The 19,207-nt window shown below is 70.4% G+C and carries 18 protein-coding genes; 11 read left to right on the forward strand and 7 right to left on the reverse strand.

Annotation, left to right across the window (positions count from 1 at the left end):
• The 3 genes from N4P33_RS18660 to N4P33_RS18670 form a co-directional block, all read right to left on the reverse strand.
• Nucleotides 1-1,116 (reverse strand): MAB_1171c family putative transporter (locus tag N4P33_RS18660; RefSeq protein WP_260827762.1); only part of this gene is annotated, 1,116 nt, incomplete at its 3' end.
• Complete coding sequence (locus N4P33_RS18665; protein ID WP_260827763.1) at nucleotides 1,113-1,616, reverse strand: toxin; 504 nt, start codon at nucleotides 1,614-1,616, stop codon at nucleotides 1,113-1,115. The genes N4P33_RS18660 and N4P33_RS18665, both read right to left, overlap by 4 nt.
• Nucleotides 1,617-1,725: 109 nt before the next feature.
• Entirely contained in the window at nucleotides 1,726-2,946 is a 1,221-nt protein-coding gene (locus tag N4P33_RS18670; RefSeq protein ID WP_260827778.1) for an MAB_1171c family putative transporter, read from the reverse strand.
• Nucleotides 2,947-3,146: 200 nt separating this feature from the next.
• Between N4P33_RS18670 and N4P33_RS18675 the strand changes: the two genes are divergently transcribed.
• From N4P33_RS18675 to N4P33_RS18695, 5 genes are all read left to right on the forward strand, one after another.
• Nucleotides 3,147-4,496: an extracellular solute-binding protein gene (locus tag N4P33_RS18675; RefSeq protein ID WP_260827764.1), complete on the forward strand. Its 1,350-nt coding sequence runs from the start codon at nucleotides 3,147-3,149 to the stop codon at nucleotides 4,494-4,496.
• Nucleotides 4,493-5,434, forward strand: coding sequence for a carbohydrate ABC transporter permease (locus N4P33_RS18680; protein WP_260827765.1), 942 nt, complete (start codon nucleotides 4,493-4,495; stop codon nucleotides 5,432-5,434). Before N4P33_RS18675 ends, N4P33_RS18680 begins: the two co-directional genes overlap by 4 nt.
• Nucleotides 5,431-6,294 carry a carbohydrate ABC transporter permease gene (locus tag N4P33_RS18685; protein ID WP_260827766.1) on the forward strand — a complete coding sequence of 288 codons (864 nt, stop codon included), beginning with the start codon at nucleotides 5,431-5,433 and terminating at the stop codon, nucleotides 6,292-6,294. The genes N4P33_RS18680 and N4P33_RS18685 overlap by 4 nt, the downstream gene beginning before the upstream one ends.
• 2 nt (nucleotides 6,295-6,296) lie before the next feature.
• Nucleotides 6,297-7,262, forward strand: coding sequence for an arabinan endo-1,5-alpha-L-arabinosidase (locus N4P33_RS18690; protein ID WP_260827767.1), 966 nt, complete (start codon nucleotides 6,297-6,299; stop codon nucleotides 7,260-7,262).
• A gap of 80 nt (nucleotides 7,263-7,342) precedes the next feature.
• The gene (locus tag N4P33_RS18695; protein WP_260827768.1) at nucleotides 7,343-8,857 is read left to right on the forward strand and encodes an alpha-N-arabinofuranosidase; all 1,515 of its coding nucleotides are present in this window, start codon (nucleotides 7,343-7,345) and stop codon (nucleotides 8,855-8,857) included.
• A gap of 28 nt (nucleotides 8,858-8,885) precedes the next feature.
• On the opposite strand, the gene N4P33_RS18700 is transcribed toward N4P33_RS18695, so the two are convergent.
• Nucleotides 8,886-11,693 (reverse strand): beta-galactosidase, encoded by a 2,808-nt coding sequence (locus tag N4P33_RS18700; RefSeq protein WP_260827769.1) that lies wholly within the window; start codon nucleotides 11,691-11,693, stop codon nucleotides 8,886-8,888.
• 287 nt (nucleotides 11,694-11,980) lie between these two features.
• On the opposite strand from N4P33_RS18700, the gene N4P33_RS18705 reads away from it, so the two are divergent.
• The 4 genes from N4P33_RS18705 to N4P33_RS18720 all read left to right on the forward strand — a co-directional run bounded on the left by N4P33_RS18705 (nucleotide 11,981) and on the right by N4P33_RS18720 (nucleotide 14,917).
• The gene (locus tag N4P33_RS18705) at nucleotides 11,981-12,637 is read left to right on the forward strand and encodes a DUF4360 domain-containing protein (protein WP_260827770.1); all 657 of its coding nucleotides are present in this window, start codon (nucleotides 11,981-11,983) and stop codon (nucleotides 12,635-12,637) included.
• 107 nt (nucleotides 12,638-12,744) lie between these two features.
• Entirely contained in the window at nucleotides 12,745-13,224 is a 480-nt protein-coding gene (locus tag N4P33_RS18710; RefSeq protein ID WP_260827771.1) for a hypothetical protein, read from the forward strand.
• A complete protein-coding gene (locus N4P33_RS18715) occupies nucleotides 13,221-13,583 on the forward strand; it encodes a hypothetical protein (protein ID WP_260827772.1) in 363 nt (120 codons plus the stop codon). The genes N4P33_RS18710 and N4P33_RS18715 overlap by 4 nt, the downstream gene beginning before the upstream one ends.
• Nucleotides 13,584-13,909: 326 nt before the next feature.
• Nucleotides 13,910-14,917, forward strand: a complete 1,008-nt coding sequence (locus N4P33_RS18720) for a hypothetical protein (protein WP_260827773.1) — start codon at nucleotides 13,910-13,912, stop codon at nucleotides 14,915-14,917.
• On the opposite strand, the gene N4P33_RS18725 is transcribed toward N4P33_RS18720, so the two are convergent.
• Both N4P33_RS18725 and N4P33_RS18730 read right to left on the reverse strand, forming a co-directional pair.
• Nucleotides 14,898-15,080 carry a DUF397 domain-containing protein gene (locus tag N4P33_RS18725; RefSeq protein ID WP_260827774.1) on the reverse strand — a complete coding sequence of 61 codons (183 nt, stop codon included), beginning with the start codon at nucleotides 15,078-15,080 and terminating at the stop codon, nucleotides 14,898-14,900. The genes N4P33_RS18720 and N4P33_RS18725 overlap by 20 nt on opposite strands.
• Nucleotides 15,077-15,910 (reverse strand): helix-turn-helix transcriptional regulator, encoded by an 834-nt coding sequence (locus N4P33_RS18730; RefSeq protein ID WP_260827775.1) that lies wholly within the window; start codon nucleotides 15,908-15,910, stop codon nucleotides 15,077-15,079. Before N4P33_RS18730 ends, N4P33_RS18725 begins: the two co-directional genes overlap by 4 nt.
• Nucleotides 15,911-16,040: 130 nt before the next feature.
• Here N4P33_RS18730 and N4P33_RS18735 point away from each other — a divergent pair, with 130 nt between their 5' ends.
• Nucleotides 16,041-16,466, forward strand: coding sequence for an ATP-binding protein (locus N4P33_RS18735; RefSeq protein WP_260827776.1), 426 nt, complete (start codon nucleotides 16,041-16,043; stop codon nucleotides 16,464-16,466).
• An 11-nt stretch (nucleotides 16,467-16,477) separates the two neighbouring features.
• Here N4P33_RS18735 and N4P33_RS18740 read toward each other — a convergent pair whose 3' ends face one another.
• Entirely contained in the window at nucleotides 16,478-18,040 is a 1,563-nt protein-coding gene (locus N4P33_RS18740; protein ID WP_260827777.1) for a substrate-binding domain-containing protein, read from the reverse strand.
• Between the two features lie 218 nt (nucleotides 18,041-18,258).
• Between N4P33_RS18740 and N4P33_RS18745 the strand changes: the two genes are divergently transcribed.
• A complete protein-coding gene (locus N4P33_RS18745; RefSeq protein ID WP_399029722.1) occupies nucleotides 18,259-18,708 on the forward strand; it encodes a family 43 glycosylhydrolase in 450 nt (149 codons plus the stop codon).
• Nucleotides 18,709-19,207: the final 499 nt, after the last annotated feature.

Raw genomic sequence — 19,207 nt, forward strand, 5'->3', positions numbered from 1 at the left:
CAGGGCGTCGGCGATGCGGGTCAGGGTGTGGGGGTCCGGGATTCGGTCGAGAAGGCGGCCGGTGGTGCCCGGCCGGGGCGTCTCCTGCCCTGGGCCGGCCTCCTCCCGGGCCGCCGCCGCTATGACCGTGGCCCAGGCCGCCGCCTCGGCCCGGTCCGGCTCGCCCGTCGCGGTGAGCACGTCCCGGCGGGTCCGCTCGTACAGGTCACGGTCGAAGTACGCGTCCAGGTGGCTCAGCGCGTTGTGAATGCTGGTCTGGCGCCACACGAGCCGGGTCGTGGGCGAAGCGAACCGGGGCCGGGGCAGCCGCAGCGCACGGCGGGTGAGCAGCTCGTCGAGGGTCTGCTCCAGCGGTGCGAGACGCGCGTACGCCCGCCGCGCCTGCCGTACCTCCGCCACCCACGGCGTGAGCAGCGGGACCAGCACGCCGACGACCGTCAGCAGCGCCCCGAGACCTGCGGCGGCCGGGGAGACGGCCGTGCCCAGCGCCGACCAGTCCCGCCCGGACCAGCGGGCGATCACCGCGGTGAGCTTGGCGACGCTGTAACCGGCGCCGCACAGCGACCCCGTGCCGAGCAGGGTCAGCCCGACCCGCAGCCCGCCCCGCACCCGGCGCGCCCAGCGCAACGACGACACCGCGGTGACGGTCGCCGCGACGAGATGGGCCACCAGGTACAGCACGATCATCTGGGCGATGAACGGCGTGGTCGCGTAATAGGTGTCCAGATCCGTACGGCGTTCCACCGGCGCGTCCCCGAGGCCGAACAGCACCGCGATACCGGCGACGACACCGGCGTAGGCGAGGATCCAGCGGCGGGCGGTGCGGTGCACCCGGGGACCTCCGCGCCAGTACACGACGAGGACCTGTGAGGCCGCGCAATAGGCGGTGATCGCCGCGTAGGTCAGGGGCGCCGCGAGGTTCGGTGTCCCGCCGAGCCGGTTGACGACGCCGACCGTGGGCGGCGCCCCGAGGAAGAAGCACAGCCCCGCGAGCCCCAGCACCGCGCAGATGGCCCGCAGATACGGATCACGCCGGTGCCGCAGCAGGTCCGGCGCCTTGACCAGCAGGCCCAGCCACAGCACCCCGCAGCTGACGTAGTTGATCAGCCCGCTCATCTCTTCGTCCCGCGGTAGTTGAGCGCCGCGCCGATGCGTCCGGCGAGATCCTGGGGGTCCTCGGGGGCACCGGCCGGCGCCGCGGGCACCGCATCGGCGGACGCGTCGAGCCAGGTGCGCAGCCGACGGCCCATCAGCATGCCGAAACGGTCCGCCTCCTGCTCCTCCGCCAGGCTGAAGTCCGTACGCGCGGCCACCGGTTGGCCGGGGTCGGCGGAACGCCCGTCCGAGGCGCGCCGGTTCATGTGCCACACCTCGTGGCACAGGATCACGATCTGGTGCCACACCGCCGCCCGCTCGTCCACCACGATGTCGTCGTGGTGCTCGCGCTCCAGCCACAGTCCGCTCGCGGTGTGCGGCGGGAACGCGGCCCGGTGGACGACGACTTCACGTCCCCGCCAGGCGCTGACGGACGCGACCAGCGCCTCGAACAGCACCTCGGGGTCGGCCGGGACCTGTACTCGGATGGGGTCGATGAGGGCGTCAGCGAGTCGACGCATCTCCTTCCTGGTACGCACCGCTGTCTCCCTGTTCCCCTGGGCGTCGCTCGGTCACCTGTGCAATATGCCAAGTCGAGTGCCGTTCCTGCCACCGTCCGCGCGTGCGGCGTCACTCGGTGACCGCCGCGGGGCCGGCGAGGGCGAGGGCGTGGGCGCGGACCGCCCGTATGTCGTCGGGACGGCGCAGGGCGCGCGAGACGGCGCCGATCTCCCGGAGCAGATCGGTGGTGTCGTTGCTCCCGCTCGCGTCGGGCGGTGCCTCGATGACATCGAGGATCGCCACGGCGGCGGCGAGGGACTTGGCCCGCTCCGGCGGGAACCCGAGGTCGAGCGCCGCCTCGTGGGCCCGCCGGTGCAGGGACTCGTCCAGGTGCCGGACCAGCGGCAGCAGCGCGTCCCGGATGAAGGTCTCACGGCGCGTCAGGCGCAGCTCTGGGCTCGACCGGAGCGTGAACGGCACCCCGGTGCCGGTGACGTCCTTCAGCAGCAGGTACAGGGGGCGCAGTTGGTGGTGGGCGAGGCGGATCCACCAGCGTTCGTGCAGATACTGGCCGGCGTGCGGCAGGATGAAGCCGACCGCGATCGACACGGCGGACAGGCACGCCAGCGCCGGTGCCACGTTCAGGTTGAGCCAGTCCAGGTCGTTGCCGGTCCAGCGGGCCACGACCGCGGTGAGTTTGGCGGCGTCGAAGCCCAGGTTCAGCGCGTAGCCGGCGCCCAGGAACTTCAGCCCGCCGCGCAGCCACGCGTCGAGTCCGTCGGTGCGGATCCAGTTCCAGATCAGCTTCGAGGTGATGAGCGCCGCGGTGGTGTGGGCGAGGAGGTACAGCAGGATCTCCTCGCGCATGAACGGCGTGTTGGCGTAGTACGTGTCGAGGTCCCGGGTGCGTTCCACGGGGACGTCCGCGAGGGCGAACAGCACCCAGAGCGCGACGATGACACCGCCGTACGCGCAGACGACCCAGCGGGTGGTGCGCTGGGTCGAGGCGGAGTGGTCGGACAGCCCGTTGCGCCAGGCGATGATCAGCACCAGGCAGGAGCCGCAGAACGCGGTCAGCAGCGAGTACACCCAGGGCGCGGAGATGTTCGGCACGCCGGTGACGCGGTTGACCCAGACGATGGTCGAGGGCGCGACGAAGACGAACACCGCGCAGGCGAGCAGCAGAAGACCGCCGACCGCGCGCAGCAGCGGGTCGGTCCACAGCCGGATGATCGTCGGCAGTTTGATCGCCAGGGCGGCGGCCAGGACGCCGGCCGGGATCCACCAGAAGGATGTGTAGAACTCGCTGAGGAACGAGGCCGGACCCAAGGCCGCGTCCGCGAACTCCATCGGGCCCCTCGCTCTCATGTCCCGCTGCTCTCAGGGACGTTCGAGACTACCGCGCCTGGATGTGTCCGCGTCACGCCCGCACAAGTTCTTGTCCGAACCATTGACGCGCCCGCCCTCCCCCCTTACGGTCCCGTTCGAAGTTACGAGCGCTATCCGAAATCTCGAACAATTCTTTCTCGAGCGTATAGATGGGGCAGGGCATGGGACGACCTGGCCTGAGTCGCAGGCACCTACTGACCGCGGCCGGTGGCCTCGCGGTCGCCGGCAGTTTCGGCTTCGCCGCCCTCGGCACCGGCGCCGACGCACTCGCGTCCAGCGCGAGCACCCGCGTGCGCTACTGGAACCTCTTCAGCGGCGGCGACGGCTACAACATGATCGCGATGCTGGACTCCTTCCGTGCGGAACATCCCGGCATCGACGTGAAGGACTCCACCCTGCAGTGGGGCAACCCGTACTACACCAAGCTCGCGATGACCGCCTCGGGCAACCGCGCCCCCGACCTCGCCGTGATGCACCTCGGCCGGGTCCCCGGCTTCTCCCCGGGCCGCCTCCTGGACCCCTGGGACGTGAACCTGCTCGCCGAGTACGGCGTCCACGAACGGGACTTCAACCCCGACCTGTGGAAACGCGCCGTCGTCGACGGCAAGCTCTACGCCCTGCCCCTCGACATCCACGTCCAGCTCTGCTTCTACCGCAAGGACGTCCTGAAGAAGGCGGGCCTGCTCGGCGCCGACGGCCGCATGGTCCCCGTGACCTCCACCGACGAGTGGTTCGACGTCCTCAAGGAGGCCAAGAAGGCCACCAAGAAGGGCCTGCAGACCCTCGGCCTGCACGTCAACGACCTCAACATCCAGTGGTGGATGTTCGTCGCCTTCTACACCCAGCTCGGCGGCACCTGGTTCGACGCCGCCCGCACCGACGTCACCTTCGACACCGGCAAGGCCACCCAGGTCCTTCAGTTCCTGCGCCGCCACATCACCGACGGCTACGCCATCGCAGGCGCCGCCGACGCCGAACAGTTCGTCAACGGCGCCCCGTTCACCCTCGAAGGCAACTGGTCCGTGCCCGTCTTCGACGGCGCGAAGCTCGACTACGGCGCCACCCCGCTGCCGCCCGTCTTCGGCCAGCAGGCCACCCACGCCGAGTCCCACGCCTTCGTCCTGCCCCACCAGTCCGGCCGCGGCGGCGCCGCCAACGACGCCGCCCACCGCCTCGCCGCCTACATCGTCCAGCACGCCCAGCAGTGGGCCGGCGGCGGCCACATCCCCGCCTACACCCCCACCCTCACCTCACCCGCGTACAAGAAGCTCCAGCCGCAGAGCGAGTACGTCTCCGCCATGGACCACCAGGCCACCGAGCCGAAGGTGTGGTTCGCCGGCTCCACCGGCCTGCTCGCCCAGCGCATCGGCCCCGTCGTGATGGCCTCCACCGCCGGATCCGCCAAGCCAGAGGCCGCCGCCCGCCGCATGAAGGGCGTCCTCACCCAGCTCCTCGCCATGAAGAACCCGATGGACGGCAAGACCGCCGCAGAGGGAGGTCCGGTCGCATGACGACGACCAGTGCCGAGACCGTCATCGCCCCGGCCCGCGCGAAGACCGCCGCCAACGCCACCACCGCCCGCCGCAAACAGGGCTTCCAGCACGGCGCCTGGTTCGTGGCCCCGTTCCTCGCCCTGTTCACCCTGTTCATCATCTGGCCCCTGCTGCGCGGCCTCTACCTCAGCTTCACCGACGCCAACATCTCCGGCGAGGGCGCGCAGTTCATCGGCCTCGACAACTACCGCGAGGCCCTCCAGGACGACCTGATGTGGGACTCCCTCGGCCATAGCGCCTACTTCACGCTGCTGGTCGTCCCCTGCATCACCGTCCTCGCCTTCCTCCTGGCGATGCTCGCCCACCACATCGAGCGCGCCAAGTGGCTGTGGCGACTCTGCTTCTTCATGCCGTTCCTCCTGCCGTCCACCGTCGCCGCCAACCTCTGGCAGTGGCTGTTCAACCCCGGCACCGGCATGATCAACCACGTCTTCGGCATCGAGACACCGTGGCTGTCCGACAAGTCGTACGCCATGCTCGCCGTCGTCATCTGCACCCTGTGGTGGACCGTCGGCTTCAGCTTCCTGCTCTACCTCGCCGCCCTCCAGGGCATCCCCGCCCACCTCTACGAGGCCGCCAAACTGGACGGCGCGAACGCCTGGCACCGCATGGTCCACATCACCCTGCCGATGCTCCGCAACATCACCGGCCTGGTGATCGCCCTGCAGATCCTCGCCTCGCTCCAGGTCTTCGACCAGGCCGTCGTCATGATGGACTTCGGCCCCGGACCCGAGGACTCCACTCGCACCTTCGTGCAGTTCACCCTCGAAGAGGGCTTCACCGCCTACCGCGTGGGCTACGCCTCCGCGATCTCCATCATCTTCTTCGTGCTCATCGCGGCCGTCGCCCTCGCGCGGATGTGGCTGCTGCGCACCCGTGAGGAGGCTGGCCGATGACCACCGCCGCACCACAGCTCCCGGTCAGGACCCGCAGGCCCTGGACCCCCAGCCAGATCGTGCTCACCCTGCTCGGCGCCGCCGTCTCCGCGGTGATCCTCTCCCCGCTCCTCTGGGCCCTGTTCACGTCCCTCAAATCGGAGACGGAAGCGGTCGAAGTCCCCCCGCACTGGCTCCCGAAGGACTTCACCGGCCAGGCCTGGTCGGCCATCTTCGAGACGGGCAACATCACCAACTGGTTCGTGAACTCCGTCGTCGTCTCCGTCTGCGTGACGACCGTCGTCCTCGTCGTCTCCGCCCTCGCCGGATACGGCTTCGCCCGCACCGAGTTCCGCGGCAAGAACGTCCTCATGGGCGTCGTCATGGCCGGCCTCATGATCTCCCCGGCCGTCCTCGGCGTCCCCCTGTTCACCACCGTCCAGCAGATGGGCATGGTCGACACCTACTGGGGCATGATCCTGCCCCAGTGCGCGCCCGCCGCGATGGTCTACATCCTCTACAAGTTCTTCCAGGGCATCCCGCGCGAACTGGAGGAGGCCGCCTTCATCGACGGCGCCGGCCGCTGGCGGGTCTTCTTCACCATCGTCCTCCCCCTCTCCCGCCCCTCCCTCGCGGCCGTCGGCATCTTCACCTTCATCAGCTCCTGGAACAACTTCCTGTGGCCGTACATGGTGACCAACAACCCCGACCTGATGACCATGCCGAACGGCATCGCGACCGTCATGAACTCCTACGGCATCCAGTGGGCCCAGCTCATGGCCGGCGGCCTCATGGCGGGCCTCCCGCTGATCGTCGTCTTCGTCTTCTTCCAGCGCCAGATCGTGGCGGGCGTGGCACACACCGGATTGGCGGGCCAGTGAGTATGCGCAGAACCCTCATGGCGGCGGCGACGGCCACACTCGTGGCCCTCCTGCCCAACACCGCCCAAGCGACGCCGAGTTACCCCGATCCCCGCCCCCTCACCGGCCAGGAGATCATCCACGACCCCACGGTGATGCGCCTCAAGTCGGGCGGCTACGTGGCGTATTCGACCGGCGGCATCATCGGCACCCGCCTCTCCGACGACGGCACGCACTGGGACGACGCGGGCAACGCCTTCGCCGAACCGCCGAGCTGGTGGTACGAGTACAACGACACCGGCGACCCCTGGGCCCCGGACCTCACCTACCGCGCCGGCCGCTACTGGCTCTACTACGCGGTCTCCTCCTGGGGCACCAACCACTCCGCGATCGGCGTCGCCACGTCCCGCACGGGCCTGCCCGGCACCTGGACCGACCACGGCAAGGTCTTCACCTCCGAGACGACGGACCACTGGAACGCCATCGACCCGTCGATCATCCAGGCCGACGGCAAGCTGTGGATGTCGTTCGGCTCGTACTGGACGGGCATCCGCATGGTCGAACTGAACCCGGAGACGGGCAAGGCGAAACAGAACGCGACCGTCCACCACCTGGCCACCCGCCCCGACGCCCCGTACGCGGTGGAAGGCCCGGAGATCGTCAAACACGGCCGCCACTACTACCTCTTCGCGTCCTACGACGCCTGCTGCCAGGGCGTGAATTCGACGTACAAGATCCGAGTCGGCCGATCGACGTCCATCAAGGGCCCGTACATCGACAGCACAGGCAAACCCATGCTGGAGGGCGGCGGCGACCTCGTCCTGGAGGGCCACGGCCGCTACGTGGGCACAGGCGGCCAGTCGACGTTCAGGGACAAGGGCCAGGACTGGCTGGCGTACCACTACTACGACGCAGAAGACGAAGGCACCCCGAAGCTGGGGCTCAACAAGCTGAACTGGTCAAAGAACGGCTGGCCCCACGTGGCTTAGGGGCGCGGGGAACTGCGCGACCAGCCCCCACGAACCCGCAGACGCCAACGACTCAGAACCACCCCTTTGGAAAGGCGACCATGCACACCGCCCGCTTTACTCTCGACCCCGCTTTCACCACCGCCAAAGTCAACCCCCGCCTCTTCGGCTCCTTCGTGGAACACCTGGGCCGCTGTGTCTACACCGGTATCTATGAGCCCGGCCACCCCACCGCGGATGCGGCCGGCCTCCGCCAAGACGTCCTCGCCCTCGTCAAGGAACTCGGCGTCACCGCCATCCGCTACCCCGGCGGCAACTTCGTCTCGGGCTACAAGTGGGAAGACTCCGTCGGCCCCGCCGAGGACCGCCCCCGCCGCCTCGACCTCGCCTGGCACTCGACGGAGTCGAACCGCTTCGGCCTCTCCGAATACATCGACTTCCTCAAGAAGCTCGGCCCCGAAGCCGAACCCATGATGGCCGTCAACCTCGGCACCCGAGGCGTCGCCGAAGCCCTCGAACTCCAGGAATACGCCAACCACCCCTCCGGCACCGCCCTCTCCGACCTCCGCGCGGCCCACGGCGACAAGGACCCGTACGGCATCAGGCTCTGGTGCCTCGGCAACGAGATGGACGGCCCCTGGCAGACCGGCCACAAGACCGCCGAGGAGTACGGCCGCATCGCCGCCGAGACGGCCCGCGCGATGCGCCAGCAGGACCCCGGCGTGGAACTGGTCGCCTGCGGCAGCTCGGGCCAGTCGATGCCCACCTTCGCCGAGTGGGAGGCGACGGTCCTCGCCGAGACGTACGACCTCGTCGACTACATCTCCCTGCACGCCTACTACGAGCCCCTCGACGGCGACATCGACTCCTTCCTCGCCTCGGCCGTCGACATGGAGTCCTTCATCGAGAACGTGGTCGCCACCTGCGACCACATCGGCGCCCGGCTGAAGTCGAAGAAGAAGATCAACCTCTCCTTCGACGAGTGGAACGTCTGGTACATGTCCCGCTGGCAGGAGCAGGCGACGACCTTCGCGCAGGACGACTGGCCGGAGGCCCCGCCGCTGCTGGAGGACAACTACAGCGTCACCGACGCCGTCGTCTTCGGCTCGCTCCTCATCGCCCTGCTGCGGCACGCCGACCGCGTCACCGTCGCCTGCCTCGCGCAGCTCGTCAATGTGATCGCCCCGATCATGACGGAGCCGGGCGGCCCGGCCTGGCGGCAGACGACGTTCTTCCCGTTCGCGCAGGCCAGCCGCCACGGACGCGGTGAGGTCCTCGATGTCCGCGTCGACTCACCGACGTACGAGACGGCCAAGTACGGCGAGACGGACCTGCTCCACGCCACCGCCGTACGCGCCGACGACGGCACGGTCACCGTCTTCGCGGTCAACCGCAGCCGCACCGAGCCGCTGCCCCTCGACGTCGCCCTGAACGGACTCGACCTGACCATGGTCGTCGAGCACAGCGCCCTCGCGGACGCCGACCCCGACGCCCGCAACACCAAGGACGACCCCGACCGGGTCGTCCCGCACACGGTCGACGGCACCACCGTCGAGGCCGGCCGGCTCACCGCCGTACTGGAGCCGCTCTCCTGGAACGTGATCCGGCTCGCCTGACACCGCACATCGGACACCGCACACCGGCTCACCGGCCGGGGGAGTCCACGGCTTCCACCCGTACTCCTCCGGCCGCCGTGCCCAGCAGCGTCAGCCGTACGTCGCCCGGTCCCGCCGGTGTGGTGCCGTCCGACAGGACGGCGAGAGCCAGTGTGTTGGAGCCACGTGTGCGGAGGATCCCGTTCGGCAGCGTGAAGGTGTGCTGGGGACCCACATCGTTGAGGTACTGGCCGAGGTTCCAGCCGTTCAGGAAGACCTGGACGCGATACGCCCGCTCCCGGTCGTCGTCCAGCACCAGCCCCACCGACGCGTCGAGATCTTTCGGCACCGACAGCGCGAACTCGGTCCGGTACCAGGTCACCCCCTGCCGCCGGTCCTCGCGCGGCAACTCCACGGACTCCCAGCCGCCGTCGCCGCCGTCGCCGTACCCGGGAAGATGCCACCCCTTCCGCTCCCCGTACAGCCCACCGTTGTTCAGCGGCCCCCGCACCCGGTCCGGCTCCCCGGCTCCCTGGATCCGCCAGCTCACCGCAGGCGACGCGCCCTCGAACTCGACGGCCATCAGCCCCCGCGCCGCCTTGTACGCGCCCTCCGCGGCCCCCTCGCCGTCGTGCTGCATGGGCCGCACCAGCACGGACAGCACATGCGCCCCCGGTTCACGCAGCCGCTCGGGCACGTCGAAGGTGGCCGTGGCCGTCCAGGTGCCGCGGTCCGCCGTGTCCTCGTCCGGCTCCGGCATCCGGTGCGTGCCCAGCGGCTCCCCGTCCAGCCACGCCATCAGCAGCCCCTGCGTGCCGGTGCTGTACGACAGCGACACCGACTCCACCTCGCGCGCGTCCTCGAACCGCCCCCGGTACCAGACGTCGCCGTAGTGGAAGCCGTAGTCGTCCGCGAAGAGCACAGGACCGCCCTCGGGCACGGGCGTGGAGCTGCGCGACGACGTACGGTCGGCCGCCGGCCAGTCCGCGTCGTCGAACTCGGGGCCGGACTCGGGGTTCTCGGTCCGCCGCCGCCAGCCGTCCAGCGTCGGCAGAGTGACGGTGGGCGCGGCGGGCATCAGCCCCTCCAGCACGAGGCTGCCGGTGCGGCCGACCTGGGTCCGCAGCAGCCGCCCGTTCCAGGTGACGGCGGTGACCCCGCGCGGCGCCCACACTTCCAGCCCCGTCTCGCCGACGACGTCACCGGTGAGGTGGACGGTCGAGCCGCGCACGGTGGCCGACCGCAGCAGCGCAGGGCCGTAGACCAACAGGGAGCCGGACGGGGTCTCGCAGGGCCACAGCCGCAGCGCGGTCGCGTCGTCGGCGAACAGCAGCAGCATGGGTGTGTCGGAGTCGCCGCCCTCCACCAGCACGCGGGCCAGCCAGCCCACGCCGAGCGGCACGACGACGTTCAGCCGGCCCTGCTGGTAGGACCAGGCGGGCTCGGTGTCGAGGCGGGTGGTGGTCGGCTGGACCTCGCAGTCCAGGGCGAGCTGTGCCGTCTCGCCCTTGCGGCCGGTGAACACCACGATGTCCTGCCGCCCCGCGGTGAGGCTCACCATGGGCTGCGCGGTCGTGTACGCCAGCTTGCGCCGGCCGACGTCCAGGTTGGCGGCGAGCAGCTTGGTGTCCCCGGCCGCCACCGTGACCGGGACCTCGATGCCGGTGTCCGGCAGGTTCGCGGTCACCGGCTCGTCGGCGTCGTTGCGCAGCACGTAGAAGTCGGCGTCGGTGTCCGGGTTGGTCAGGTGCGTGACCTTCAGCCGCTCGTCCTTCACTCGCACGTCCCGCCCCCGGTCGAGCCGGGCCAGCTCGGGCACGGTGCGCAACAGATGCCCGAGCTGGTGCGTGGCGGCGGCCTTGGAGGTCACGCGGCGCCCCTCGTTGACCGGCGCCCCGTAGTCGTACGACGTGTAGACGCCCGGCCCGGGCAGCCAGCCCCACGAGGTGCCGCCGAACGCCATGCGGACGTTCTGGACGTTGAAGCCGTCGGCGAGCTGCGTGAGCGCGGTGCCCCGCACGGCGCGCGGATCCTGCTCGGCGTACACCTCGACGTACCCCTTGCCACCGGACGTGGCCCCGCCCCACGCGTCCGGCCGCCCGGTCTCGACGGCCTCGGGCACCCACAGCCGGTCCAGCTCGCCGCCGCTGTGGAGCAGCGGCACGGCGATTCGGTCCCCGCGCACCTTGCGGACCAGATGCTCGGCGTAGGCGGCCTGCCCGCCGGGCCCGTCCTCGACCTCGTACAGCAGAACGGTGCCGCCACCGGCCGCATACAGATGCCGTACGGCGATGGCGTCGACGGCGCTCAGCCACTCGTCGGCGTGCCGCAGATACGCCGGGTCGGCGGTGCGCGCCGTGCCGTCGGCGACCGTCAGCCAGCCGGGCAGACCGCCCGCGTCCACATCGGCCCCGATGTACGGCCCCGGTCGCAGCACGACGTACAGCCGCTCCTCGGCGGCCATGCGCAGGAACAGGTCGAGATCCCGCACGCCGGTGAAGTCGTACTTTCCGGGCGCGGGGGAGTGGTAGTTCCAGGCGACCGGCACGGTGACGGCGTTGTGCCCGAGCGCGCGCAGCTTCTGCAGCACGTCCCGCCAGAGGGAGGGGCTGGGCAGGCGGAAGTAGTGCACCTCGCCCGACCACAGCACCAGGCGCCGCCCGTCGACCAGCAGCGAGTACCGGTCGTGGCCGACCCGGTGCCGCTTGCCGTCGGCGGCGGGCGGAGCGGGCGGCGGGCCCGTGGGCACGGTGCGGGCCGTGCGGGGGCCGGTCGCCGCACCGCCGCTGCCGGCCAGCGCGAGACCGAGCGCCGCCGTACCGGCCAGGGCGGTGAAGGTACGCCTGCTGAGCTCCAAGGGAGCGCCTCCTGTTGGGGTGCCACAAGGGGTGCTGGTGGGCCATTGTCTACGAAGGGTCCGCCGCCCGTTCACACGGGGGATCCGTTACGCCCCTTTCCTCCCGGGCTGCCGAGCCGGAAGTGAATGGCCGGAGATGACTCTGTCGGCCACCCTCCCCGCTCCATACGATGCGAGCGCTCCCGGCCTTCACAACGTCTTCATGCCTCCTTCACGAGGGCCGGGAGTGCCTGCACGATTCTGCGCGACTCTGTGCGTTTCACCCCCCACCGATTGGATGGAGACCCATGGCTACGGGCCTGCTCCTGACCGCCGCGGCGGCGTCCGCGCTGCTCACCGCCGCGTTACCCGCGCACAACCCGTCCTCCGGTTTCGAGGACCCGCCCCCGGACAAGATCGTCATCAAGGTCGCCACGGTGAACGGCTCCGGCTGCCCCCAAGGCACGACGGCGGTCGCCGTCTCCGAGGACAACACGGCCTTCACCGTCACCTACAGCGAGTACCTCGCCCAGGCGGGCGGCGACTCCGAGCCGACCGCTTTCCGCAAGAACTGCCAGCTCAGCCTGATCGTCCACGTCCCCCAGGGCTTCACCTACGCCGTGGCCAGCGCGGACTACCGCGGCTTCGCCGCACTCCAGCCCGGCGCGAAGGGCACGCAGAGAGCGTCGTACTACTTCCAGGGCTCCCCGAACACGGAGTACCGCAGCCACCCCTTCACGGGCCCCTACGAGAACAACTGGCAGGCCACCGACACCACGGACTGGGCCCAACTGGTCTGGGCCCCGTGCGGAGTCCAGCGCAACTTCAACATCAACACGGAGCTGCGCGTGAGCGCGGGCACATCGTCCCGCGACAAGGTCAGCTTCATGACGATGGACTCCACGGACGGAGACATCAGCACGATCTACCACTTGGCGTGGAAGGAGTGCCCGGAGAAGTCGTAACGGTCTGAGGGGGGCGGCCCGTCGCGTGCCTGCGGCGCAGGGCGGGCCGCCCTCGCCCCTCGTTCGGGTGATGGCGGCGGAGCGGGTTTCAAAGTAGTTTCAAAGTCATGGGTGCTGAGAACGCGGCGGTGAACTTCTCCGAGCTGGTGAACAAGAACAAGCAGACACTGGCCCGGCTCAAGGAAACGCCGAGACTGCTTCTGCATCGCAGAGACGGCGAGGATCTGGTCCTCACCACGGCGGCGCGGGCCGAACAGGACCAGACCGTGGTGTCGGCGGCCACACGGATGCTGGCCGCGATGGCGCGCCGGGAGCCCGGCAGCATGGAGCTGCTCCTCGACATACTGCCGGACGCGTTCCCATGGGTCCGCTTCCTGCCCGAGTCCGACCTCCACGCCTTCGCTCTCGAACTGGTCGACACGATGCGCGCCGCCGACTCCCTCGGCAACAGCGCGTCCGTCGCCCAACTGCTCATCGCCTGGCAGCACACCGCCGAGGTCTACTCCGACCCCGCATTGCTGGCCGCGCTGACCAGGGACCACGACGAGGACCACGGTCCTGTACCGGACCCGCGGGACGCCACATGACCCCGAGCCGCGGCGACCGTGCCGCACCCCCGGCTCCGGACGGCCACTGGGAAGTCCGCTTCGTCGACGCCGCCTCGGCCAAGGGCTGGGAGAACCTCACCCAGCAGGCCCGCGAGAACACGTACCGCGCCTGGCTCACCATGCGCTCGAACCCCAGACCGGCCACCGAGACACCCCGGCACCACCGACTCAAGGGCACCCTTGCGCATGGCACCCACCGCGGACAGACCTGCGAGCAGTGGCAGATCGAGGTGACCGGCGCCGGCCGCATCTGGTACCTCCTGGACACCACCCGCGAGACCTGCTGGATCACCTTCGCAGGGACGGGGCATCCACGCGCCACGGACCGCAAGTCCTGACTCGCCCGCTCCGGCACGGGTGAGAAGCGAGCGAGCGGCCCGGAGGAGAGCGGGGCCCAGGCAGATTCGCGGCTGGGGCGGGTTGAGTGGCTCGGCCGGGGTTTGCGGTGAGCGGTCGCGTCTCGCCGGCACGCCGGGCCGGTTCGGCGGCGTGCGACCGACAAGGCACTCGGCTTGCCGGGGTCTGGCAATGGAGTGGGGCCCGGGGCTGCCGTACTGGGGGCTGATGTGTGGGTATGGCGGCAGGTATCGTTCCCGCGCTGTCGACCGGCAGCACGAGCGTGGGAGGAACGGTGCCGAGAACGCCCCCCGCCTGGCGGACGGCTGTGCCTGCCTGGCTTGGTCTGGTCGTGCTGGCCGTCTCCGCGTGGATGTTCGTCACCGTGCACGGCCGTCTGGGCGAGGAGCGCGCCTATGACGCCGCCCGGCTGACCTCCGTACCCGCCACTGTCGAGGCCCGGGTCGACGAGCACCGCTCCCGGACCGTCCGGCACTGGCTGCATGTCAGCGAGCAAGGGTCCGGCACGAGCCTGCGGTTGCGGATGTCCGACTACGGCAGCGATGCCCTCTACGAGTCCGTACGCCCCGGCGACCGCGTCACCCTCGTGTACTGGCGTGGCGAGGCCCGCGCCGTGACCTTCGACGGCCTCACCCAGCAGACCCACGCGTCCCCGCGCGGCGACTGGCGGCTGCCCATGGGTATCGGCCAGGGACTTGTGCCCCTGGGGGTGCTTCTGTTCTGGACGGCCTGGTGGAACCGGCATCGCTACCCGACCGCCCGAGCACGGCACATCGTGAATGCCGGCGCCGTGTGGGTGGCGGGCATCCTCGCGGGCACCTTCGCCTTCTTCGCCTGCGCCGCCGGTGACAGCGTGACCGACGTCCTCCTGGTCGCCGTCTGCGGCATCCCGCCGTCCGCCGCCCTCGGCGCGCTCTTCGCACGGCTGATGCGGCGGCGGCTGCGCAAGGCGGACGACACCAGCGACATCGTGCCGCGCGTCCCGACCGCCCGGGTGACCGTGCGGGTTGGCATCCACGGCGACGTGCCGTACAGCCGCGCCGGCTACGGCCTCCTCGTGCTCGGCGACGGGCCTCCCGCCGCCACCGCCGACCCTGCCGGGCGCGTCGCCCGCGTCACCCTGCCGGACACGCTCACCGTGGAGCGCGTACGGGGCTGGCGACTCGGCGAGGACCCCGATGCCTGGCCCGGCACGTACAAGTTCAACGGCGTCGTCATCGAGTGCCGCGACGGTGAGCGGGACGTGCTCATCGCCACGCGAAGGCGCGACGCACCGCTGATCCTGGGCGCGCTGCTCAGTCCCGCAGCCGTGTGACGAACTCCGTCCAGGCGGTGGGGGAGAGGGCGAGCTGGGGGCCGTCCTCGTCCTTCGAGTCGCGTACGTGGATGGTGGCGGGGCGGGCCGCTACCTCGACGCAGTCGCCGGAACCGCTGCTGCTGTAGCTGGACTTGTGCCAGTCCAGTTCTCCGGTGCTCATAGGTCTCCTCGCATCCGCTGCAACAGGCTCACGGAGTCCGGGAGGGAGAGAGCCTGCGCACGCATCCTGACATACCTCCTCTGAAGCACGCTGCCCACTTTGCGGTCGTTGATCAACTGTCCGCTCTGCTGCCCTTCAACGTAGGCGAACCACCGGTTCTCAGGGGTTTCCAGTAGTTGCAGAGGACCGTGCAGTCCGGCATGCGACTCACGTACCAACGGCATGACTTGGATCTCGACGTTCCGCAGTTCGGCGATCTGCAGCACGTGATCGATGAGCTCCCGTGTGACCGCGACGCCGCCCGTGCGGCGCAAGAACAGGTGCTCCTCGAGAATGAAGCTGAACGTGGTGTTCGGGCGCTCCCGCAACAGTCGCTGTCGATCGGCCCGCGCCGCCCACTGCGCCTCGACCTGCTCGTCGCTCAGGGGCGGCAGCTCGTCGACGAACAGTTGCCGCGCGTAGCCCTCCGTCTGCAACAACCCCGGCACCATCCGGCACTCGTACGTGTACAAGGTGATCGCATCCTGCTCCAACCGCGCCCACCGCCGGAACCAAGCCGCCAAGCCCGGCTGCCGGGCCACGCACCCCGCCGCCCTCCGCAACGCCCCCGTGTTCCCCAGGGCCTCCTCCGCCCGTTCCACGAACGCCGCGTCCGGCATGCGCCGGCCCAACTCCACGGACGCCACCGTGTGTTTGGAGTACCGCACCAGCTCGGCGAACTGTTCCCTCCCCAGGCCCGCATGCTCGCGCAGCGCCTGGAGTACCGCGCCGAACGTCCGCAGGCTGTCCGAGGACTCCGGTTCGCCCGTCCCCACCGCACCATCGACCACCGTCGGTCACCTCCCGCACCCATGGTCACGGTCGGTGAGCGGTACTGTCCAGCGCGTGACCGCGTACGCCGACGCAGCGTACGCGGCGCCGGCCTGGAGAAGTGCCGTGCGTGGGCGCCAGATTGGGGCCATGACCCAAGCCCCGGTTACCGTACGTGTGTTCACGCAGCGTTTCAGTTCCACCCCGCGCGGAGCCCGCCTCGCCCGGCATCTGGCGACGCATCAGCTCGACGCCTGGGGCATCCCGTACGGCACCGACCTGTCCGACACCGCCGCCCTCATCGTCGCCGAGCTCGCCGCCAACGCCGTCACCCACGGGCGCGTTCCCGGGCGGGACTTCGAGCTGCGGCTCACGCATCTCGCCGACCGCGTCCGGATCGAGGTGACCGACACACACAGCGGACCCCCGCGCCCCGCGGTCAGGCCCGCGCGCACGCTCGACGAGCACGGGCGCGGACTCCTCCTCGTCGACGCTCTCGCCGACCGCTGGGAGGTCGTCGACGCGGCCCCGCCCGCCAAGACCGTCCGCGCCGAAGTCGATCTCAACGGCCGTTGACCGGTGTGACGTCACGGCTCGTCCGGCCTGCACACCAGCGGCTTGTCCAGTTCCGCGCACGGGCGGTGGCCCTGGGAGCGGAGGATGTCCTTGCCGACCTCGTTGGCGAGGTAGCGCAGGAAGCCGGCGGCGACGGAGTCGGCCGGGGGTTCGCCGTAGGTGTAGGCGATCTCGGTCTGCCAGTAGGGGTACGCACCCTGGTCGGCGCCCTCCAGCGTCGCGGGGTAGCCGTCGATGCGGACCTGCTGGACGCCCGTGTGGGCGGTGGCGGCGCCGACCTCGCTGTGGCCGAGGGCGCCGGGTGTCGCGGCCACGGTGTCCAGCAGGGTCGGGGTGTCGGAGACCTCGCAGCGGCCCGGTGCGCCGGTGTCCAGGGCCTGGCAGTCACCGGTCGTGGTCGCCAACAGGGGCTTGCCGTCGAGGACCTGCTGCTGGAGGGTCGAGCGCGTGCCCGAGCCGGGGTTACGGCTGACCAGCTGGATGGGCAGGTCCTTGCCCCGCACCTGGCTCCAGTTGGTGATCCGCCCGGCGTAGATGTCCCGGACCTGCTTCAGGGACAGGTCCCGGACCCCGACGTCCTCGTTGACCACAAGAGTGAACAGGGACAGGGCGACCGGCCGGGGCAGCAGCTGGGGGCGGCCGTCGCTCTTCGGGCCGTCGCTGAAGGACAGGTGGGTGCCCAGGCCCTCACCGTTCTTCAAGTCGGCCTTCTCGCCGGCCCGGGCGAGTGTGTTCAGGCCCGCGACACTGCCCTTGAAGGAGTCACCGGTGAGCGGGATCCGGGCCTTGGTGCAGGTCTTGGTGTACTGCTTCGCGGCCTCCTCCAGAACCGGCTGGAACGCGGTCGAGCCGGACAGGTGCAGCGTGCCCTCCGCGCAGTCCAGCGGCGTCGCCCGGGTGTTGTCGTCCAGGGCGAACACGGACACGGACTGAGTGACGCTGACCAGGACGAGGACGGCCAGCAGCCAGCGGACCGGCCGGGAGGCGAAGGGGTAGTACGCGGTTCTCCTGATGGTTCCGCCGCGCACTCCGCCGACGATGCTCGCGCTGACCACCGGGTCGGGGAAGTCGATCTCACGGAAGTCCTCGTTGCGGTCCAGGACCGCGAGGACCTTGTAGTGGGCTCTGCGGTTGAGGGCCACCTTCGGCAGGGTGATCTCGCCGTCCGTGACGTCGAAACCCTCCGCCCCCTGCTGGAAGTAGGTGTCCGGGACGGCCGGGCTGCGCTCGGTGACGGCCATGCCGACCACCTTGCGCCCCGGGAAGGTGATGCGGATGCCCACCGGGTTGTTGGGGGGCCCGACGTAGTCGGTGTCGACGATCGGGGTCCAGCCGGCGTTCTCGATGCGCAGCAGCACCACCGACGGGTCGGTCAGGTGCTGGCCGTCCCACTGCATCCGCTGGAGCACCAGGGTCTCGTCGCGCGAGGCGGAGGAGTCGCGGGCGGTGGTGTCCATCTGGACGCGGTAGCCGAGCCGTTTGCGGCCCGCCAGCGCGAACTCCCAGACCGCGGCCACCACCGGCACGGCGAGGCCGAGTACCGCTATCACGGATTCCCAGGACACACTGGGCATGACCGACTCCCGAGGCAGGGCGGAGACAAGGGGCAGCAAGCGCGTGGGGGGCGGGAGGCCATGGTGGCTGTAGGGGGCAGTGACCGACTGGCCCTGCGCGGACCTTCCGCCCCGAGTTCATCCCCGCGTCAACCAAGTCACCGTCTGTTCCCCGGCCGTTGGGTGTCGTTGCCCGGGTGAACCAGCTCTGTGTGAAGCATTGACGCGCAAGGGGGTCGATTCTGCGGTCCCGTCCGACTCGGCGATCGTTGTTCGACATCGCGCACGACCCGTCGATGATCCGCACCTCGTCCGGCCAGTACCTGCTCTACGCGACCGGCGGCGGCATCGCCCACAAGACCTCCGGCGACCGCATCGCCTTCTCCGCCGGAGCCGACGCCTTCTCCTCCCGGCCGGCTTGGTGGCGCACCTGCTCCTCCGTGCCCGAGGCGTGGGCGCCGGACATCTCGTACCACGGCGGCACGTACCTGATGTACTACTCGGTCTCGTCGTTCGGCTCGAACACCTCGGCCATCGGGCTGGCCACCTCCAGCACCGGGCAGTCGATCATGAAGGACGTCGACGGCGACCTGATCGTCTACCACTACTACGACGGCAACGACAACGGCGCACCCAAGCTGGGCATCAACCTGCTGAACTGGAACAGCGGTTGGCCCGTCGCCTACTGAGCGACGGCGACGGCGACGGCGACACCCGCACGCGCGTGCCTCATCCCGCCTGCTGTCCCATCCCGGCCGCGTTCGGCCACGCCTGCGCACCGGGCCAGCCGCTCGCCGGGGCCGGGGAAAGACCGTTGGTGCCCCGCACCTGTGCCGCCGTCAGGCCACCGCGAGCGGGGACACCCGGCGGGGTGGGGCCGGTGGGCGGCGGCATCTGCGCGGGGGAGGGGAAGGGGGCCGCGGCGGCCGGTGCGGGCACGGCCTCGGGGGCAGGCATAGGCGCGGGCACGGGGGCGGGAACAGGAGCCGGGACAGGCTGAGGCGCAGGCTGCGGCGCGGGCTGGGGATACGGCTGCGACACCCCCAGCGGCATCTCCTGCCCGCCTGGCACCCACAGCCCGTCTTGCACGCGCTGCCCACCCGGCAGCCCCTGACCGCCGACCGTCTCCAGTCCGCCTTGACCCCGCTGTCCGCCCGAGACCCCCTGCCCGCCCTGCACGCCGCGCAT

The sequence above is a fragment of the Streptomyces sp. 15-116A genome (assembly GCF_025290915.1).
GTDB lineage: Bacteria > Actinomycetota > Actinomycetes > Streptomycetales > Streptomycetaceae > Streptomyces.